Annotated in this window: 13 protein-coding genes and 1 pseudogene; 11 read left to right on the top strand and 3 right to left on the bottom strand. The window is 47.1% G+C overall.

Translation table 11 applies throughout. The annotated features are described in order from the left end of the window. From OO184_RS14015 to OO184_RS14050, 8 genes and pseudogenes are all read left to right on the top strand, one after another. Positions 1–6,663, top strand: a pseudogene (locus OO184_RS14015) (hemagglutinin repeat-containing protein); the annotation flags it as partial. 696 nt (positions 6,664–7,359) lie between these two features. Further along, positions 7,360–7,695 (top strand): DUF596 domain-containing protein, encoded by a 336-nt coding sequence (locus OO184_RS14020; RefSeq protein WP_015835146.1) that lies wholly within the window; start codon positions 7,360–7,362, stop codon positions 7,693–7,695. A gap of 13 nt (positions 7,696–7,708) precedes the next feature. Further along, positions 7,709–8,458, top strand: a complete 750-nt coding sequence (locus OO184_RS14025; protein ID WP_265379722.1) for a hypothetical protein — start codon at positions 7,709–7,711, stop codon at positions 8,456–8,458. Continuing rightward, positions 8,448–8,711 (top strand): hypothetical protein, encoded by a 264-nt coding sequence (locus OO184_RS14030; protein ID WP_011145468.1) that lies wholly within the window; start codon positions 8,448–8,450, stop codon positions 8,709–8,711. Before OO184_RS14025 ends, OO184_RS14030 begins: the two co-directional genes overlap by 11 nt. Positions 8,712–8,833: 122 nt before the next feature. Beyond that, complete coding sequence (locus OO184_RS14035) at positions 8,834–9,394, top strand: hypothetical protein (protein ID WP_265379723.1); 561 nt, start codon at positions 8,834–8,836, stop codon at positions 9,392–9,394. Next, positions 9,391–9,654, top strand: coding sequence for a hypothetical protein (locus tag OO184_RS14040; RefSeq protein ID WP_265379724.1), 264 nt, complete (start codon positions 9,391–9,393; stop codon positions 9,652–9,654). Before OO184_RS14035 ends, OO184_RS14040 begins: the two co-directional genes overlap by 4 nt. Before the next feature lie 112 nt (positions 9,655–9,766). Continuing rightward, positions 9,767–10,012 carry a hypothetical protein gene (locus tag OO184_RS14045; protein WP_265379725.1) on the top strand — a complete coding sequence of 82 codons (246 nt, stop codon included), beginning with the start codon at positions 9,767–9,769 and terminating at the stop codon, positions 10,010–10,012. A gap of 257 nt (positions 10,013–10,269) precedes the next feature. Beyond that, a complete protein-coding gene (locus tag OO184_RS14050; RefSeq protein ID WP_265379726.1) occupies positions 10,270–10,905 on the top strand; it encodes a DUF3916 domain-containing protein in 636 nt (211 codons plus the stop codon). Positions 10,906–11,058: 153 nt separating this feature from the next. On the opposite strand, the gene OO184_RS14055 is transcribed toward OO184_RS14050, so the two are convergent. The 3 genes from OO184_RS14055 to mfd all read right to left on the bottom strand — a co-directional run bounded on the left by OO184_RS14055 (position 11,059) and on the right by mfd (position 17,158). Beyond that, complete coding sequence (locus tag OO184_RS14055; RefSeq protein WP_265379727.1) at positions 11,059–11,904, bottom strand: TauD/TfdA dioxygenase family protein; 846 nt, start codon at positions 11,902–11,904, stop codon at positions 11,059–11,061. A gap of 30 nt (positions 11,905–11,934) precedes the next feature. Further along, entirely contained in the window at positions 11,935–12,912 is a 978-nt protein-coding gene (gene pvcA, locus OO184_RS14060; protein WP_283256306.1) for an L-tyrosine isonitrile synthase, read from the bottom strand. Positions 12,913–13,711: 799 nt separating this feature from the next. Beyond that, positions 13,712–17,158, bottom strand: a complete 3,447-nt coding sequence (mfd, locus tag OO184_RS14065) for a transcription-repair coupling factor (RefSeq protein ID WP_265379728.1) — start codon at positions 17,156–17,158, stop codon at positions 13,712–13,714. Positions 17,159–17,356: 198 nt separating this feature from the next. Between mfd and lolC the strand changes: the two genes are divergently transcribed. The 3 genes from lolC to lolE are packed head-to-tail and all read left to right on the top strand — an operon-like array spanning position 17,357 to position 20,503. Next, entirely contained in the window at positions 17,357–18,559 is a 1,203-nt protein-coding gene (gene lolC / locus OO184_RS14070; RefSeq protein ID WP_265379729.1) for a lipoprotein-releasing ABC transporter permease subunit LolC, read from the top strand. Next, the gene (gene lolD, locus OO184_RS14075) at positions 18,552–19,256 is read left to right on the top strand and encodes a lipoprotein-releasing ABC transporter ATP-binding protein LolD (RefSeq protein ID WP_265379730.1); all 705 of its coding nucleotides are present in this window, start codon (positions 18,552–18,554) and stop codon (positions 19,254–19,256) included. The genes lolC and lolD overlap by 8 nt, the downstream gene beginning before the upstream one ends. Continuing rightward, positions 19,256–20,503: a lipoprotein-releasing ABC transporter permease subunit LolE gene (gene lolE, locus OO184_RS14080; protein WP_265379731.1), complete on the top strand. Its 1,248-nt coding sequence runs from the start codon at positions 19,256–19,258 to the stop codon at positions 20,501–20,503. Before lolD ends, lolE begins: the two co-directional genes overlap by 1 nt. Positions 20,504–20,519: the final 16 nt, after the last annotated feature.

Below are 20,519 nucleotides of genomic sequence, written 5' to 3' on the forward strand. Positions count from 1 at the left end.
GGGACAGTGTTCAATCAAGGGAAACGGTTGATCCTCACCACAGACCAGCTTGACAACCATCAGGGCAACATTGCCAGTCAGGGCGAGGACCTGCATCTCACTGCGCATCAGGCAGATAACACTCAGGGCACAGTGCAACTGGCGGGTAACGGGAAATTGTCACTCAACAGTCAACGCTGGCTGGGCAATAAGGGCAAACTGCTCACCAACGGCGCCCTGACGATACAAGCCGGGGAACTGCAACTCAACCAGGCTGAAACTCAAGCCGGGCAGATTACTATCAATGCGGACACCCTGAACCATCAAGGCGGTGTGATGCAACAACGCGGCAAAGATACGCTGTCTCTGACGGTAAACACCCTAAATAACCAGAACGGCACCCTTGCCGGTAACGGTAACCTGAACCTTAAGGCAACGACCGTCGATAATCGTCATGGCAACCTCGTAGCCGCCGACAAAGGCTCGCTGACACTGACGGTCAAAGACACGCTGGACAATCAGGCAGGCCGACTGGAAGCGGGCAACGCGCTCCGGCTCAGCGCGGCCCAACTGGATAATCGCCGGGGGAGCCTTGTTGCCGCTGGGGACAGCGCCACCCTGACCGTCGGCAAAGCCATTCAGAATGCCAATGGTCATCTTGAAGCCAAAACCCGACTGACTACAACCAGCCAGACACTGGATAACACGCAAGGTGTGTTGCTGGCGCAGCATATCAACAGCCAGACCACCGGCCAGCCCTTCATCAATACCGCGGGACAGGTGATAGCCGAGGACACTCTGACCTTAAACAGTGGTGAACTGGATAACACGGCGGGGCTGTTCCAATCCGGCCGCGAGATGGCCGTTGATACCCACGGCCACGGATTCACCAATACCCGCAATGCCGACCAAAAAGCGGGCCAGTTGTTAAGCGGCGGGCAGTTAACCCTGCGTACCGGCGACATCGATAACACCGGCGGCATGATAGCCGCGGACGGCAAAACGACGCTGACCAGCAGCATGCTCAACAATACTCAGGGACAGATAGCCGGGAATGGCGGGCTAGACATTCACAGTCAGCAACTCACTAACCGCGAGGGTACCTTACAATCCGCAGACGCTCTGAATCTGGACACCGACGGGCAATTACTGGATAACCAGCAGGGCCAGATTCTCGGCGAGGGCAAAACCACCGTCACCAGCGGCCCGCTGGATAATCGCCACGGTCATCTGCAAGGCGGCCAGTTGGTTATTGACACCCAGCAGGCAGCGCTGGATAACCGGGATGGTAAACTGTTATCCACGGACACGTTAACCCTGAATGCTCACCAGCTCGACAATCGTCACGGGCAGGTGCAGGCGGTGGGCGATACCACACTCAATGTCAAAACCCAAACCGATAACACCGGCGGCCTTATCCGTGGTGGTCAGCAATTGACCTTGAGTACCGCTCACCTGATTAATCGCGACACGGCGCAGACAGATAAAGGACTGGAAGCGCAAAACCTGACGGTCAACGCCCAACAGGCGGACAACCGCCAGGGCGCTTTACGGGCGGCTAACCGCCTGCAAGCGAATATCAGCCAGACCTTGAATAATACTCAGGGGCTGGTCTCCGCAGGCAAACAGCTCACCATCAACAGCGAGGCTCAGCAACCGCATCTGGCGATTAACAACCGGCAAGGCACCCTGATTGCCGGGAAACAGGTGGATATTAACGCCGAAGCTCTCAGCGGTGACGGCCAACTGTTATCGCAGGGCGATATGGCGGTCACCTTAACCGAGGATTTTCACCATACCGGCAACACCGCGGCCAATGGCAATCTGACCCTGAAAACCACCGGCAATCTCCGTAATGACCGCCAGATAAAAGCCGGTCGGGCGCTGCATCTTGGCGCACACAATCTCACCAACAGCGCCGCCGGTGAAATCAGCGCCGGGCAAACGCAAATCAAGGTCCGCGATACGCTGAACAATACCGGATTGATTGACGGCGGTCTGACCCATCTCACGGCCAACATCCTGAACAATACCGGCACCGGGCGCATTTACGGCGACCAGCTCGCCCTCCAGACGGGCACGCTGAATAACAGCGCCCAGGACGGCAAAGCCGCTGTCATTGCCGCGCGGGACCGACTGGATATCGGCACCGGAACACTTAACAACCAGCATCATGCCCAGATTTACAGCGTGGGCGATATGCGCATTGGCGGCCAGTTGGACAACAACCTGACGGCCACCGGTCAGGCCCGTGAGCTCAATAACCACGCGGCGACAATTGAGGCCGGGAAAAACCTGAAAATTCAGGCTGAGCAGATTCACAACACCAACGCCGGTCTGGTCACCCAAGTCGTCGAAACGGAAAAATCACGACATCACGATGCGGTATTGAGCGGCCAGACCACCCGCTATGACTGGTCGCAGGTGGACACTTCCCGCCACAACAAATACGGCGTGCACGATGCCATCATGCCGGACGGCAGTCGCAGTAATGACTTTTACGAATATCAGTACACCCGCACCGTGAAGGAAACGCAGGTTAAACAGAGTGACCCCGGTAAAATTCTGGCCGGCGGCAATATCACGCTCAACAGTGCGAAAGTCACTAATCACGACAGCCAAATTGTCGCCGGCGGCGAGCTGAACGGCGAAATCGGCGAGCTGCACAATATAGCCACTCAGGGCGAACGTATCACCACCGATAAAGGTCGCCAGACTCGTTGGTATGCGAAAAAGAAACGACTTAAGCCCAGAGCACGGGGTACCAAAACTTCTCAGGGGAAAAGTCGCAGTAGTTATAACCCCGCGCCGGTGGTAGAAACGATTGACCTGAAAACGCTGGCCTGGCAGGACCATACTCGGCCACAGAACACCGATATCACGATTACGGACCGACAGACCGGCCAGATACACGCGGCCCCCACGGCGGTCAAACCGGTGAGCGGGATAAACGACCAGCCGCTGGTCTTGCCCCCCGGCCAGCCATTTGAACTGAGTTTGCCCCCAGAAACGGTGAAAGGACAAACAGTCGATCCGGTGATACGCGTGGTCACCCCAGATACCCGCCTGCCGGATAACAGCCTGTATACCGTGCAGCCGGGCAGCGACAGCCACTATCTGGTCGAAACCGACCCGAAATTTACCCAGTATAAACAGTGGTTAGGCTCGGATTACATGCGGCAACAGTTAACCCATGACCCGGCGCTGGTTCACAAACGCCTGGGGGATGGGTTCTATGAACAGCGACTGGTGCGGGACCAAATCACCCAACTGACCGGCCGGCGCTATCTGCCCGGCTACAACAACGACGAAGCGCAGTTTAAAGCGCTGATGGATGCCGGAATTGCCTTTGGCCAACAGCAACAGTTAACGCCGGGCGTCGCCTTAAGTCCGGCGCAGATGGCATTGCTGACTTCGGATATTATCTGGCTGACTAACCAAACCGTGACCTTGCCGGACGGCACTACCGAGGTAGTTACTGTGCCGCAGGTGTATGCGCGCGTCCGTCAGGGCGACCTGAGCAGTGATGGCGCCCTACTCGCCGGTAATTCCGTGGCCCTCAACAATCAGGGCGATATTACCAACAGCGGCACGATTAGCGGGCGTGACGTCACCCAACTGACCGCCAACAATCTGACCAACAGCGGCTTTATTCGCGGCGGCAAAGTGGATGTGACGGCCCAACAGACGCTCACCAACCGGGGCGGCCAGATTCAGGGGGATGACCGGGTAGCTTTGACAGGTCACGATATCACCAGCGCGTCTACGTTGCGCGGGGATGAGGCTAACCGCTGGCTGGACCGTCCGGCGGGGATTTATGTGCAGAACGATAAGGGTACCTTATCGCTGAGCGCCATCAACAATGTGCAATTAACCGCCAGTGAGGTGAAGAACGCCGGTAAAGACGGTCGCACCGAGATAACCGCAGGCCATAACCTGACGCTGGATACCCTAAGCACGCACCGTACAGAACAGGGCGACTGGGGGAAAGATAACTATCGCCATCTGACCCAACAACAGGATATCGGCAGCCAGATAACCGGCGCCGGTGATGTGACGCTGCAAGCCGGGCAGGATTTGACCGCCACCGCCGCTCACGTCAATGCCGGTCAACAATTGACGGCGCAGGCCGGAAATAACCTGACATTGACAACCGGTACCGCCTCATCCGACTTAGTGGAGCACAGTAAACAGACCAGCAAAGGCTGGCTGTCGAAGTCGTCGGTGGAAACCCACGATGAAGTGCATGACCGGCAGGCGCTCAGTACTACATTCAGCGGCGATAAAATCAACCTACAGGCCGGCCATGACTTGACGGTCAGCGGCAGTAATGTCGCGGGCACGCAGGATGTCAGCCTGAACGCCGGTCATCAACTTACCGTCGCCACCGCCGCAGAAGCTCACGGTGAAACCCATTTACGGCAGGAGAAAAAATCGGGCCTGATGGGGACCGGAGGGATTGGATTTACTCTGGGCAAAGCCAGTCAGAAAGTCACCACCGACAGTGACAGCCAGCTTAGCAAAGGCAGCACGGTCGGCAGCAGTCAGGGCAACGTGACGCTCAACGCGGGAGAACAACTCCGGGTTCACGGCAGTGAAGTGATTGCCGGTAAAGACCTGACGCTGACCGGTCAACAGGTCACGGTCACCAGTGCAGAAAACCGCAATCACACCACAACAAAAACCGAACAAAAACAGAGCGGCCTGACGGTAGCGCTGAGCGGTGCCGCCGGAGGCGCTATCAACAGCGCCGTGCAAACGGCCCATGAAGCGCAACAGACTGCCGACCCCCGCCTGAAAGCGTTACAGAACACTAAAGCCGCCCTCAGCGGAGTACAAGCGACTCAGGCCGCCCGACTGGCGGAAGCTCAGGGCAGCGACAGCAGCAATAACAACCTGGCCGGGGTGAGCTTGTCCTACGGTCGCCAGTCTTCCCGTTCAGAACAGCAGTCCCGTCAGACCACCCAACAGGGCAGCCACCTCACTGCCGGGGATAACCTCACGATAACGGCGCACGGTGACGATAAAGGGACATCCGGTCCGAACGGCGATATCCGTATTCAGGGCAGCCAGTTACAGGCAGGTAAAGACCTGAAACTCAATGCCAGTCGGGATATTACGCTCTCGTCCAGCCAGAACACCGAACAGACCACCGGCAAAAACAGCAGCCACGGCAGCTCGCTGGGCGTGGGCCTGACCGCTGGACCCGGAGGCACTGGTCTGAACGTCTCGGCCAATGTCAGCCGGGGTAACGGCCGTGAAAACGGCAACGGCGTCAGCCACAATAACACCACGTTACAGGCGGGACAGACCGTTGAGCTAAACAGTGGCCGGGATACCACCCTGAAAGGGGCGCAGGTGAAGGGTGAGCAAATTACCGCCGAGGTAAAACGCCATCTGTCATTGAGCAGTGAACAAGACAGCCAGCGCTATGACAGCCGACAACAGAATGCCAGCGCCGGCGTCAGTGCCACCGTAGGCCCCCTCACCAACGGCACCCTGACTCTCAATGCCAGCCGCAATAAACTGCACAGCAATTACGATTCAGTGCAGGAGCAGACCGGGCTATTTGCTGGTCAAGGCGGCTATCAGGTTAATGTCGGCGACCACACCCAATTGGACGGCGCAGTGATAGCCAGTCAAGCCGACAAAGCCAAAAACACCCTCAACACCGGGACACTGGGTTTTAAAGATATTCAAAATAAAGCGGACTTTAGCGTTGAGCAGCAGAGTGCGGGCGTCAGCCTTGGTCAACCAACCGCCGGTCAGGTGCTGAATAATCTGGCGGTTAATGCGCTGACAGGGACCCATAACCAAGGCCATGATAGCAGTACCACGCACGCTGCGGTCAGTGACGGCAATCTGATTATTCGGGATAAGGCGCACCAGACGCAGGATACCGCGAACTTAAGCCGCGATACCGATAACGCCGCCAATGTCCTGAGTCCGATATTTGATAAGGAGAAAGAGCAACAACGGCTGAAACAGGCGCAACTGATTGGCGAACTCAGCGCCCAGATGACCGAGATAGCCGGGACGGAAGGGAAAATTATCGCCACAAAAGCGGCGCAAGCAAAACTGGACCATATCAGTGAACAGGATAAAGCCGATGCCAGAGAAAAGTTGGTTAACCGGGGCAATCAACACCCGACTTCCGCGGATATCAACCAACAAATCTATGACACCGCTTACACGCAGGCGCTGAATGACTCCGGCTTGGGGACCGGCGGCAAATACCAGAAAGCGTTACAGGCAGCCACGGCAGCGATTCAAGGACTGGCGGGAAATAATCTCGGTCAGGCGCTGGCCGGCGGTGCTTCACCGTATCTGGCCGGCGTGATTAAAGATCTAACGACTGACCCACAAACCCATCAGGTGGATATCGCCACCAATACGCTGGCCCATGCGATTTTGGGCGCCGTGGCGGCGGAAGTCAGTGGCAACAATGCCCTGTCGGGAGCAGCCGGCGCCGCTTCCGGTGAACTGGCGGCTCAGGTATTGATTAAGCAACTTTACGGCGATAAGGCAAAAGTCAGTGAGTTAACCGAGGAGCAGAAACAAACTGTCAGCACCCTTTCCACCCTGGCAGCCGGGCTGGCAGGCGGGATTGCCGGTAACTCCACCGGCAGCGCCGTTACCGGGGCCCAGGCCGGGAAGAATGCGGTGGACAATAATGCCCTAGCTGTACCCATGCCACCGCCACCGATAGCGGGTTCAAACACGGGTGAAGCCGTGAACGAAGCCAATCAGACGATAGCTTCAGCTTTGGACAAAAAGTTAAAGGAGATAGGAGAAACGCTAGATAAAGCTACAGAGTGTTCATTTGGACGGGTATGTTCTTCAGATTATGTGGATGGTGAAAACCAACCTAATATATCAAAGGATCTGACAGATTCAGAGAAAGCCGAACTTGGTGGTTCAGGAGCAGGAACTCCAGGAGGCTGGGAACCTGAAAATGAACAGAGAGCTAGAAATGAGGAATTGGTCAAGCATCAGCAACAGGATCGATTCAACGAGCTGACTAAAGTATACGATAAGAATCATCCATCACAAGATCTAGTCATTGATGGTCAGACGATCCGTCAAGGTGAAGGAGCTAGTCGATATGGCACAACAAAAATTTTCGAGAGCCAAAAGCTTACAGATAAACAAATTCATAACTATGCTCAACAATTAGCAGGAGATACTCCACTCAAACAGGTTAGGTCTGGGATTTATACTGCGAAATTGGGTGATGGTACTACCGTTACTTTACGAAATGTATCAACGTCAGAAGCACAAACCGGAGCTAGATGGACAATAGATGTAAAAGATAATGGTCAGTTAGGCGATGTTGCTACTAAGTACAAAACGGGTATCGAAATTAAATTTAGGTGATTTATGTTAAATGAAGAGGACTATTTGGGCCTTTGTGAAGCTTTAGAAGGACGTAATCTACAAGCTTTATGGTGGTCAACAGAGGATTTTTCGGATGATTTTTCTTCTAGGCATCTCCTTTTTCTGAGATTGTTGGGGCGCCTTATGGAAGAAGGACGAATTAGATTAGCAAAACATGGTAAATTTCTTGAAAGTACTGTGGACGAACAGTTAGAACTTTTCCGCCAGGTATTTCCCAAAACAGAAGCTGAGATGGAGGACGGTATTTGGTTTTTTGATGAAATCTGTCCAGGAGGTGCTGTTTGGGTATTAGAAGACGGTTCTTTTGAATGGACCTGACATAGTTAAAAATTTGTCCCTGGTCGAAAAGTGCGTTTCGGGGTCAACGGCTCAGGTCAGTTATAAAAAACTAGGTTCGCTATCAGACTTCACGACAGAGAAAGTTGTTGCGGATAATAATGCCCTAAGTTTACCCAAAGGCATGGCAGATTACGGTCGGTCAGCATCCAGTCTGGCTGCTGCGATGTTAAATGAAGGTAAATCTCCTCAAGAGATTTCGGCGGCATTGTCAAAACATGCCAAAGGTGATCACCCGGAAGGGCAAGATCCGGCAAGAGGATTGTTAGTCGCTTGGGGTGCAGGTGCTTCTGCTGTGGGAGGGACTATAGTTGCGCCTGTTGCTGGGACCGCAGCCGTAGTGGGTGGAGCTTTACTTGGTGCAATATCTGACACCGGAAAACAGCTTATCACTATGAAACCAAACGAGAATTACAGCTATACTGACACGCTTATAGCTGCCGGAGTGGGAGCATTAACCCAAGGTAAAGGTTTGATATATACAGAAGGGGTAAATATTGGTGGAGCTTGGCTAGGTAGCAAGCTTAAAGGTGAAGATGCAACTGGAGCTGTTATAGGTGCGGCTGTTGGTACTGTAGCAGGTGCTAAAGGTGGAAAAATAATTACAGATAAACTGGCTCCTGTCGTTATCAGTCCTGTAGCGTCAGAAATAGGTGGGGCTATCGGAGGTACTGTTGTAGGTACAGTAATAGGCACTGGTATTGAAAACCAGATAAAAGAAAATGGAGCTAAAAATGGAAAATAAACGAATAGGATTAAAAGCTTTTATCCTACTTACAGCTTACTGGACATCGTTTATTTTTCTTTTGGCCTTTATTGCAGGGTTAGCTGTACCTGCATTTTATTATTTTGAAAATGGTTATTTTAATTATCATTGGAATGATTTTATTTACACTGCGAGAGTAGGAGTTGGTGCAGGTTTGCCTGTTGGAATTGGAATTTGGGTATTGGCGAAGATAGAAGAAATTCGCAAAAGAAAATCTTCTTCAGATCCTTAGCTACTTAATTCCGGCCAATATAATCGCAAGTCTGGGTACAGCTTGTTATTGAGAATAATGCGCTGAGTTTACCAAAAGGGATGGCAGATTACGGTCGATCAGCATCAAGTCTGGCTACCGCTATGTCAAATAAAGGTCAATCCTTTCAAGAGATTTCGGCGGCATTGTCAAAACATGCCAAAGGTGATCACCCGGAAGGGCAAGATCCGGCAAGAGGATTGTTGGTCGCTTGGGGTGCAGGAATGTCCACGGTAGCGGCACCATTGTTGCTGCCATCAGGAGCAACTGTAGGAAGTATTTTTGCTGGAGGTATAATCAGTGGAACAGCTAATATCAGTAATCAACTGACAAATGGTCCAGTGAACATTACTGATGCACTGATAGCTACTGGAACGGGGGCGGTAACTCAGGGCAAAGGCTTTTGGTTTACAGAAGTGGCTAGTATTACTGGTGCGTATGCAGGTGCTAAATTGCAAGGGAAAGATCCTCTGCTCCCTGCAATTGGTGCAGGTATTGGTAACGTAATAGGTGCAAAGACCAGTAAAGTAGTTACTGATAAATTTAAACCTGTAGTATCAGGAACTGTTGCTGAAGTCATTGGTGCGGGTTCTGGTGCAATAAGCTCTGAAGTTGCGGGCAGTACAATAGAAGATAAGTTAAATAAAAACTGGAGAAAGAAATGAAATCTACAATTGTTTTTCCATATTTATTGTTTTTCCTGACTCTATCCACTATTGCATCGTTATTTATTACAACCTTACTTATAAGATTTGTCGTCGGTGTGATTGCGTATTATCAATTTGGCGAAATAGACTTTAGTCTTAATGATGTTATATACGCTGTTAAAGTGGGGATTTCAGGAGGGATACCTTTAGGTATTGGAGCTTGGATTTTAGCTAACCTAAAAGAAAGCAAAGAGAAATTCCCCCCTTCTGATCCTTAGCAAGTAAGAATTCTGGCCTTCTGACCAAGATTTTTGTCGAGAATAACCATTTAAGCGTTGACCAGAATCGTTCAAGGAGCGAAGAACTGGTCAACTGTCAGGGAGATAGCAGTTGCCATACGACAGTCGGGATAAATATCGGCAGGAATATGACCAGGTTCAGGAGCGGATAGCAACTTGCTCAGGGGCTGACCAATGTGTCGCGGTTGCCAAAGAGCTGCGGGCATTACAGGGTGATTACAGTGCCCGGATGAGCGAAATTCAGGAAAAAGCCAGAATACAGGGGCTGGATTCGTTCACACCAACAGAAGAGTGGGAATGGGCTGATAACCGTATCAACCGAATCAGAGGGCTGTAGGGAATATGAATGAATTTCTTATTCAACCAGGTTTTGGTGCTCAAATAGGGAATAGTACACAAAAAACCAGCCAAATATGTGCAGAGTGTTTACAAAGCCAATAAAAATATTGGAAAAGTGATCAATCATACCTTGATGGTCAACATAAAAACCATCTTGATATTTTTGATAACAAAGGGAAATTTAGGGCTGCCTTAAACTTAGATGGTACGGGAAACCAGACCAAAATTGATGCTGCTAAAGGAAGGGAATTATAAATGTCTATGCGTAGAATAGCGTTGAGCAATAAAAAACTGCGTGGTATACCACGTAGACTACGCTCATTGAAAATATGGTCCGAGTCATATAAAACCTATTTTCCTATTATCACTGAAAATGATTATTCTTACGGTTATTGGAATGTCAAAATTCCGGTGCATTCAGCACTGGTACAAGGAAAACAGACTAACAAAAATATTCAATCTATTTGTGCTCAAGATTTGATAGATGCAGCCTATAACATTTATAAGGCGAAGCCAGACAATGAAAATAATATAAGAATTACTTGCTCCATTGTATTGCCTGATATGTTTTCAAGTGAATTATGTATATTCACATCTGAGAAATATTTCAATGAACATACGCGTAATGGATATGGTCGGTTTGGTAAAATAACTTTATTAAGTGAGCGGAGTTTATGCAAAGAATGGAACTTACGATTACCTGATGAATTTTCAGAGCCAGGTGTTCTTAGAATAAGTGAAGATGACGAGGGAAAGCCTTATTATTCTGAATGCTGGTATATTGGTGAAGTTAACTATACCCAATGGATTTCAAGATGCATCGCGACGGCAAGGGAGCAAATCCCCGGGAGCATAGATAACTATGTGACCGGGGTGAGTGAGTGCAGCTAACAAAGAGGCAACTTGAAAGATGACGGGTATAAATATAAGAATTTGTCGGATTAGATTAATAAGTACAATTTTTTGTAAAGATAGATCATTTGGCTCCCAATAAATTACAATGGGAGCCAAATAATCTTTCGGGTTCTTCGTTGTATAAGAATACTATGATCTTAATGCTTGATTATTAAATACTGGGTTAGATTGAATATGGATTCTCTGTAAATGTCGTTCTGATTTGGAAGTAAATCCTTCACGTCCATGTAATAGAGAGAAGTTATCCACAATCACCAGATCGCCTTTTTTCCATGCATGAGCATATAAATGGCGTTTATCATATAGTGTTTTGATAAAATCTTGCTGAAATTTCTCTACTTGATCTGAGTTGATATTATGGTATTCAATAGCATGTTTATTCAGGAATTTTTCTCCATCTATTGCTGGCTCATTATACCTGATAACGTATCCGTTTCCGTCCGGGTGTTCTTCCAGTAAAGGGGAGTGAACTTCTCCACCATAATGAGTGACTTTATTAATGCGATAAGTAATAGATATATTTTTCCATTGTTCTAATTGCTGTTGAGTAGCATTGGCAACAACACGACGAGTATTGACAAAGGTTGTTCTGCCCCCTTGGTCGCTTTCGGGTGCGTGGGCACAGTGGAACATAATAAATTCGGGAATTGTCGGTTTATACATGCCATCCCAGTGCAACGGCATATAGCTGTTGTCAAAAACGTGATCGGTAGCACCTTGGTGTTCGCGAACATCCAAAATAGCACCAAACGGCCACATCATTATTTCTCCCCAATTTCGGGCATATTCTTCATATTCTTTGTGATCAGATAAGTCAGATTTGAAGCCACGTAATATAAGTAGATGATGTTTTCTAGCCAATTCTTTCAGTTGTTCCACTGATAATGTATCAATATGTTGTTCGGAATGTTGAGGCGTAATTTCTAAACCAAAAGGGGTTATCTCTTCTGTCTGAAAGTTATTTAATGCTGTCATCGTTATTTTCCTTTAAATTATAATTTCTCTTTAAATCACATAGTGACTAGGTTTTCCATGAATATCGACTAGTTTTCCACCCATCATCTGGACTTCTTTATGTTTCATAAGTATGAATTGTCCATTTACATTGGCTGCAACACCGTGCCAAGGGGTTAACCAATCATCCCGGGTCGGCATCATATGAATACCAAATTTAATACTATTTGCTGGCTGAGGATGAATAGATAAACGTATGGCATTTGGAAAATGGGTATCTAATAAACTTCCCCACGCCCAACTTCGTTGAATAACACCAACAGCCCTTTGTTTGGCATCTTTTTGTAGGGCATTGTTTGATCCGGTATAGCCGGGTAATAAGCTGTCTTCATACAAGAAACGGGTGACTGCACGATATAATTGTAATCCATCACTATTTTGTAACAATTCATCTTTGATAGATTCTTCCGAGCGGGCATAATGTTTGACTAACATCTGTCGCTGTAAATTGAAGTTGTCACTATGTTCACAGAGTTCTTTATCGTCATTAAGGTTAAATGTACTTAAGTTGATAGCACCCACTTCATGAAGTAATTGTTTAATATCTTCATGATATTGGCTGATAACATTATCACTGACATGAATGAGATCACCAAAAACATGACCATCGGAGCAAATAATAATGCGGGCGCCAGGAGGATAATAAAGTTGAATACGTTGGCAAAGAGAATTAAGAAAAATCAAAGATAAACGTTCTGCCATATCTGGAGCAGTACCAAGTACTTTATTTATGTTAGGTGACTTAGTTGGGAATGCCGGTAAAATGAATTCGATAGGCTTTTTATTCCTGATAAAGTATTCAATTCTAGGTAATTGTACAGATTTAATAATCTCTTCTTCTTTAGCAGAGTCTCTCCCTGGATCAGTAAGGCGTCTACGATATTGCAATAATTCGCGCAGAATCTGCATAGAAATATTGTGAAAGGAAACATTCTCGGATGTAATATTATTATCGGTGACACTTTGCATAATTATGGTTTCTCATACTTATTGTAAATATCCATTCTTTGATTTCTTTAGAAATAGATAAACAGCGGTTTTACTAATTGGTATAGGCGAAGTGTAAGATAATGCAATTAAAAGTTGATATAATATTTAAGAATATATAATAATTTATTTGGTAATAAACAATATGTTTGAATGTGATTTATATAATTAATCAATATATTTGATTGATTGTTACATTAAGGTACTGTTTTTAAAGGCTATTAAAAAAATTAAGCAACTGGTACGATCACTGAAATTAAATATCCTTAAAATTAAATTAGTGCAGGTGAAATTTGGCTGCCGACAATTTCATATTGGCAATTTTTCCTGAAATTCATCTTAAATAAGATGGGTAAGGTTTTTTCCTTTACTTATTAATATATTTGTAAAAATTATACAATCTGGTTATTGCATAAGAAAAAATTATAACTTCAATGAAAGAAAAAATCATTAAAGTAAAAAAATAAATTACTGCATGAGATTGATAATAAAGATTATTATTACAACCATGACCATCTTTAGTTATTGTTTTCCGAAAACTAAGTTTGCCATTAATCCAATTGGATTAATGATCCTTATTCCATATGAATATTACAATATGATTGTTATTTCAGAATAAATATTGATGAGTGAATTGCAGCATAATTATTCAATAGCGTAGATGAAGATTGGTCTTGATTTTGACAGAGCTACGTGGAAGAAACAGATAGCTGTACAGTGTGAATTAAATCACGATACTTCCCCATAGACTGACAATCAGTCATGGGGAAGTGAAAATAGCTTAAGAACAGATTTGGTGATGTTCAAAAGTATCAAGTAATTGCTGAATGAATTCCAGGCGTGCCATTCTTTCGTTCAGGTCAGTGATGAATTTCAGTTTAGCGGGGCCATCTAATCGGTAAATTTCAGGTTGTTTCTGTAACAGGCCGATAAGATAGGTTGGATCAACTTTATTTTTTTCACTAAACTCGATGAATCCCCCTTTTTCGTGGGCTTCTATTCGTTTAATACCTAATTTTTGAGCTGACAAGCGAATGGCTGCTGATTGTAATAAATGACGCCCCGGATTAGGTAATGTACCAAACCGATCTATCAATTCAACCTTCAACTCGGCTAATTCTGATTCATCTTTGGCGCTGGCAATACGTTTATAAAAAGATAAACGCATATTGACATCAGGAATATAATCATCGGGCAACAAAATAGGCATCCGCAATTCAACGTCAGTTTGGCTATTGGTCAAGTCTTCAAGTGAAGGTTTACGGCCTGCTTTTAGTGCATCGACAGCGCTTTCCAACATTTCCATGTAGAGAGTGAAGCCGATGGTTGTCATTTGACCACTCTGTTCTTCACCCAGGAGTTCGCCGGCTCCACGGATTTCAAGGTCGTGAGTTGCCAGTGCAAAACCGGCGCCTAAATCTTCAAGGGAAGCGATGGCTTCCAGACGTTTGTGTGCGTCGGTTGTCATTGCTTTCGGATGTGGTGTCAGCAGGTAAGCATAAGCCTGATGATGAGAACGTCCGACACGTCCACGCAATTGATGCAATTGGGCCAGGCCAAAATGGTCAGCACGTTCAATAATGATGGTATTGGCGCTTGGAATGTCGATGCCTGTCTCAATAATTGTGGTGCAAATCAAAACGTTAAATCGTTGATGATGGAAATCAGTCATCACTCGTTCTAAATCCCGTTCACGCATCTGCCCGTGACCAATTGCGAACCGTGCCTCTGGTACTAATTCTTCGAGACGCAGTTTCGCTTTCTCAATATTTTCAACGTCATTATAGAGGTAGTAAACTTGACCACCGCGCAAAACTTCACGCAATATGGCTTCTCGCACCACCAGACTGTCATACTCGCGCACGAAGGTTTTGACTGCCAGACGACGAGCGGGAGGGGTCGAAATAATTGAGAGATCCCGCATACTACTCATTGCCATATTGAGCGTTCGGGGAATTGGGGTTGCGGTGAGGGTCAGAATATCGACGTCGGCACGCATGGCTTTGATCTGCTCTTTGTGACGAACACCGAACCGGTGCTCTTCATCGACAATTAATAAACCAAGGTCTTTCCAGCGCAGGTCGCTTTGTAGCAATTTATGCGTGCCAATAATAATATCAACTTTACCTTCGGCTGCCATTTCAACGACTTGCTGTTGTTCCTTGGCGCTGCGAAAGCGGGATATCATCTCAATACGTACAGGCCAGTTAGCAAAGCGATCGCGGAAGTTATCAAAGTGTTGCTGAGCCAGTAGGGTTGTCGGAACCAGTACCGCCACCTGCTTGTCATTATGGACTGCCAAAAATGCGGAGCGCATTGCAACTTCGGTTTTGCCAAATCCGACATCACCACAAATTAAGCGATCCATTGCTACTGGTTGACACATATCATTCAGAACTGCGTTAATCGCTTGTTCCTGATCTGGGGTTGTTTCAAATGGAAAGCTCTGACAGAACAATTGATATTGTTCCCAATCATGTTTAAAAGCAAATCCTGGTTTTACGGCGCGGTGAGCATAAATATCAAGTAGTTCCGCGGCCACATCGCGTACTTTTTCGGCTGCTTTCTGGCGGGCTTTGTTCCATGCTTCTCCGCCCAATTTGTGTAATGGGGCATTTTCATCAGCACCACCTGCGTAGCGGCTGATGAGATGCAGGGAAGATACCGGAACATAGAGTTTATCGTCACCAGAGTAACTTAGGATCAGATATTCAGCTTTGATACCACCTGCTTCCAGCGTGGTTAATCCCTGGTAGCGGCCAACGCCATGCTCCAAATGGACCACTGGCTGACTGGGACGTAATTCTGCAAGGTTACGGATCAGGGTATCGGTATTAATCGTGCGGCGGGTGTCTTGACGGCGGCGAACAACACGCTCGCCAAGCATATCGCTTTCACAGATTAAAGCCAATTCACTCTTTATATCGATAAAACCATGTTCAGCGGCACCAATCATCAAAAAGTGACCTGGCTGTTGTGCTTGATACAATTTGCTGATTTTATTGGGTTTAATCTTTATTCGTGACAATAATTCTTGCAACGCCTCTTTGCGTCCTTCGCTCTCAACAGAGAAAATAACGCGGCCATTGAATTGTTCAAGGAAACGACGAAGCTTATCCAGCGGCGCCTTATTTTGCGCAACAACGGAGAGATCAGGCAGTAGCTGATAATCAAGATTTACGTGATTCGCTTTTTTGCTCAATTCCTCCGCTTTAAGTTGAATGCGGGGCCAGTTTTTTAGCGCTGAGAATAAATTATCCGCCGGAAGCCAAAGCTCTTCTGGGGGTAAGAGAGGTCGCATTGGATCAATTTTACGGCTTTCGAAGCGCTGTTGAATATCTTGCCAGAAACGTTCAGCGGCATTATTGATTTCTTGGCTGAGAATCAGGGTGTTATCAGGTAGGTAATCAAATAATGCAGGCAGGGGTTGGTTGAAAAACAACGGTTGCCAGTATTCTATTCCTGCCGGTAACGTACCTTTACTGACTTGCTGATAAATGTGCTCACTGTCACGACGGACTTCAAAACGTTCTCGCCACTGGCTGCGAAACAGTTCAATCGTCTCTTTATCTGTTGGGAATTCATGTGCAGGCAGTAGGTTGATTTGCTTAACTTCAGTCAGCGTCCGTTGGCTGTCAACATCGAAAATGCGTAAGCTGTCGATTTCATCATCGAAGAAATCAATACGATAGGGATGCTCACTTCCCATTGGAAAAAGATCAAGTAGTGCGCCGCGAGTAGCAAATTCGCCATGTTCAAGAACTTGTTCGACACTACGATAGCCGGCCTGTTCTAATTCAGCACGAAGTTTATTCCGTGAGAGTCTCTGACCTTTATGCATAACCAGCGCGTGTCCGTTAAGGTACTCATGAGGGCAAACCCGTTGCATTAAGGTATTTATCGGCAGGATTAAAACACCTTTGGTCATCGTCGGCAGACGGTAAAGTGTAGACAGACGGCTGGAAATGATTTCCTGATGGGGAGAGAAGCTGTCATACGGCAGTGTTTCCCAATCGGAAAGAAGATCAACAGGGCAGTCGGTAAACTGATGAATTTCATCATGCAGACGCAGGGCGTTTTGCATGTCTTTGGTTATCAGTACGACAGGTCCTTGATGGCGTTCGATAATTTCAGCACACTCTACAGCGCAAGCGGCGCCAATAAGTCGACCTAATTGACGGTTATCACCGCGGCGTTCAGGAAGTTCATAACGATATTTTGAGGACATAAGCGTAAATGTGTTCTCTATGATTCAGTCCATTCCCAACGGGCTTTCGATGCATATATGGTCTTCGAGTAAACACGCAGGCTGGTTGAGAGAAAATAAAAAAACCACAGAATCTGGGTGTTGGTGGTTCCATAAAATATAACTACCCTTTATTATCCCCGAACACTTTGCTTTGGCAACAGGGGCGTAACAGATTTCATGTTTCAATCTGTCTCATTATTTATAGGTTTACGGTATATGCGTGGCCGGGCGGCTGACAAATTTGGTCGGTTTGTTTCATGGCTATCAGCAATTGGTATTACTCTCGGTGTTGCTGCATTGATTACCGTGTTGTCTGTGATGAACGGTTTTGAGCGTTCATTGGAAACCAGTATTCTTGGTTTGATGCCACAGGCGATTGTGACGTCGGTAAACGGTTCGTTAGACCCAACATCGCATCCTGCCAGTGAACTTGCGGATTTAAAGCAGATTAACAGGATTACACCATTGGTGATGGGGGATGTGGTATTGCAAAGCGCCCGGAATGTGGGGGTCGGTGTGATGTTGGGCATCACTTTTGATGAATATGAACCGCTGACTGAATATTTGATCGGCGCTGATCGTCATCAGCTTGCACCCGGTAGCTACAATGTTATTTTGGGCGAAAGACTGGCCGGGGAGCTTGGCGTAAAACGCGGTGATCGCATTCGCCTGATGGTGCCAGGCGCAAGTCAGTTGACGCCAATGGGGCGTATTCCTAGTCAGCGTCTATTTACTGTTATTGGTACTTTTACATCTAATAGCGAAGTCGATGGCACACAGATTCTGGTTAATCAGCAAGATGCTGCCCGTCTGATGCGTTATCCGCCAGGTCACATTACTGGCTGGCGTCTCTATCTTTCAGAGCCATTGGCTGTAGATAGTTTGAGTTTACAAACCCTGCCTGAAGGGTTGTTGTGGAAAGATTGGCGCGAACGTAAAGGTGAGTTTTTCCAAGCGGTAAGGATGGAAAAAAACATGATGGGCTTATTGTTAAGCCTGATTATTGCTGTGGCAGCATTTAATATCATTACTTCGCTTGGTTTATTGGTAATGGAAAAACAGGGAGAAGTGGCGATTTTGCAAACACAGGGACTGGTACGTCGTCAGGTGATGGCGATTTTTATGATCCAGGGAGCGGGAGCTGGGATCGTCGGCACTTTATTGGGAACTGGGCTTGGTGTTTTGCTTTCCAGTCAGCTTAATAACTTAATGCCGCTTATTGGTCTGTTGACCTCCGGCGTTGAACTGCCTGTTGCTATTGAGCCGCTACAGGTTGCTACAATCGCAATTTCAGCGATGGCGATTGCTCTATTGTCTACGTTATATCCTTCCTGGCGTGCTGCGGCCATCCAACCTGCTGAGGCTTTGCGTTATGAATAATCAACCACTATTGTTGTGTAATCATCTGTGTAAAAAATATCAGGAAGGGCAAGTACTGACCGAAGTGTTGAAAAATGTCACTTTTGCTGTCAATCAGAGCGAAATGATGGCGATTGTGGGAAGTTCCGGCTCAGGTAAGAGTACGCTTCTGCATTTGCTTGGCGGGTTGGATACACCGACTTCTGGTGAAGTCCTGTTTAAAGGGCGCTCTTTGAATAAAATGTCCTCGGGAGCCAGAGCAGAACTGCGCAATCATGAATTGGGCTTTATTTATCAATTTCACCATCTGTTGCCGGATTTTAATGCGATAGAGAATGTCGCTATGCCGCTGTTAATTGGCGGTAAAAATCGCAGTCAGGCACAGAAGAAAGCATTAGAAATGCTGGCGGCTGTTGGTTTGGAGAAGCGCGCTCATCACCGCCCATCAGAATTATCAGGAGGTGAACGCCAGCGTGTGGCAATTGCCAGAGCGTTGGTTAATGAGCCTTCTTTAGTTTTAGCGGATGAACCTACCGGTAACCTCGATTTACGTAATGCAGATAGCATCTTTGCATTACTGGGTGAACTTAACCGGCAGCAAGGCACGGCATTTCTGGTCGTCACCCATGATTTGAATCTCGCCAGCAGATTAAACCGTCAGGTGGAGATGCGTGATGGTTATTTACAGGATGAATTGACCCTGACGGGGGCGTTGTAATGGCGAATTTGCCTCTCTCTTTGGTCACTGCCTTGCGATTTAGTCGTGGGCGCCGCCGTGGCGGTATGGTCTCTCTGATCTCTGTGATCTCTACGCTAGGGATTATGCTTGGTGTCGCTGTTCTCATTATTGGCTTGAGCGCCATGAATGGTTTTGAACGAGAATTGAGAAACCGCATCCTTTCTGTTGTTCCTCATGGTGAAATTTATACGGTCCATCAGCCTTTTGAACAGTGGCATCCTGCGTTGGAACGGGTAAAAAACACCACCGGCGTGGCTGCTGCTTCACCTTATATTACTTTCACTGGATTGATGGAAAAGGGCGCTAGCTTGCATGCGGTTCAGGTGAAAGGGGTTGATTTAGCCACTGAGGCTCAGGTCAGCTCATTACCACAATTTGTACAAGATAATGCTTGGCAAAATTTTCAGGCTGGTCATCAACAGGTCATTTTGGGGCAGGGAGTGGCTAATGCCTTGAAGGTTAAGCAGGGTGACTGGCTGACTGTTATGATCCCGAACAATGATCCCGAAATGAAACTGTTGCAACCAAAACGGATTCGTTTACAGGTTAGCGGGATTTTTCAATTGAGCGGTTTACTTGATCATAGTCTGGCTCTGATTCCTTTGGCTGATGCTCAACAATATTTGGATTATGGGCAGGGGATCACGGGCATTGCGATTAAGGTCGATGATGTGTTTGCCGCTGATCAACGGGTAAGGTCTGCCGGGGAAGCATCACAGGAGTATGTCTATATCAGCAGTTGGATGAGAAATTATGGCTATATGTATCATGATATTCAGATGGTACGTAGCATTATGTATCTAGCGATGATTTTGGTAATTGGCGTGGCGTGTTTTAATATCGTGTCTACCTTGATTATGGCGGTAAAAGATAAAAGTAGCGATATTGCTATCCTGCGAACCCTCGGCGCTAAAGATAGGCAAATTAGAGCAGTTTTTCTCTGGTATGGATTACTGACGGGTATGACGGGCAGTATTGCCGGTGTTATAACTGGCGTGTTGGCATCACTCAATCTGACAGCGCTAATTCATGGGTTGGAAAAGTTGATCGGGCATCAATTTCTTTCTGGTGATGTTTACTTCATTGATTTCCTGCCATCTGAGTTGCATGGCATGGATGTTCTGTATGTTCTGGCGACGGCTTTGATTCTGAGTTTATTGGCAAGTTGGTATCCGGCAAGGCGGGCAAGTAGACTTGATCCGGCACGAATTTTAAGTGGGAAATAATTAATCTATTATTGGC

Origin of the sequence: Photorhabdus aballayi (assembly GCF_026153155.1) — a bacterium.
Classification (GTDB): Bacteria; Pseudomonadota; Gammaproteobacteria; order Enterobacterales; family Enterobacteriaceae; genus Photorhabdus; species Photorhabdus luminescens.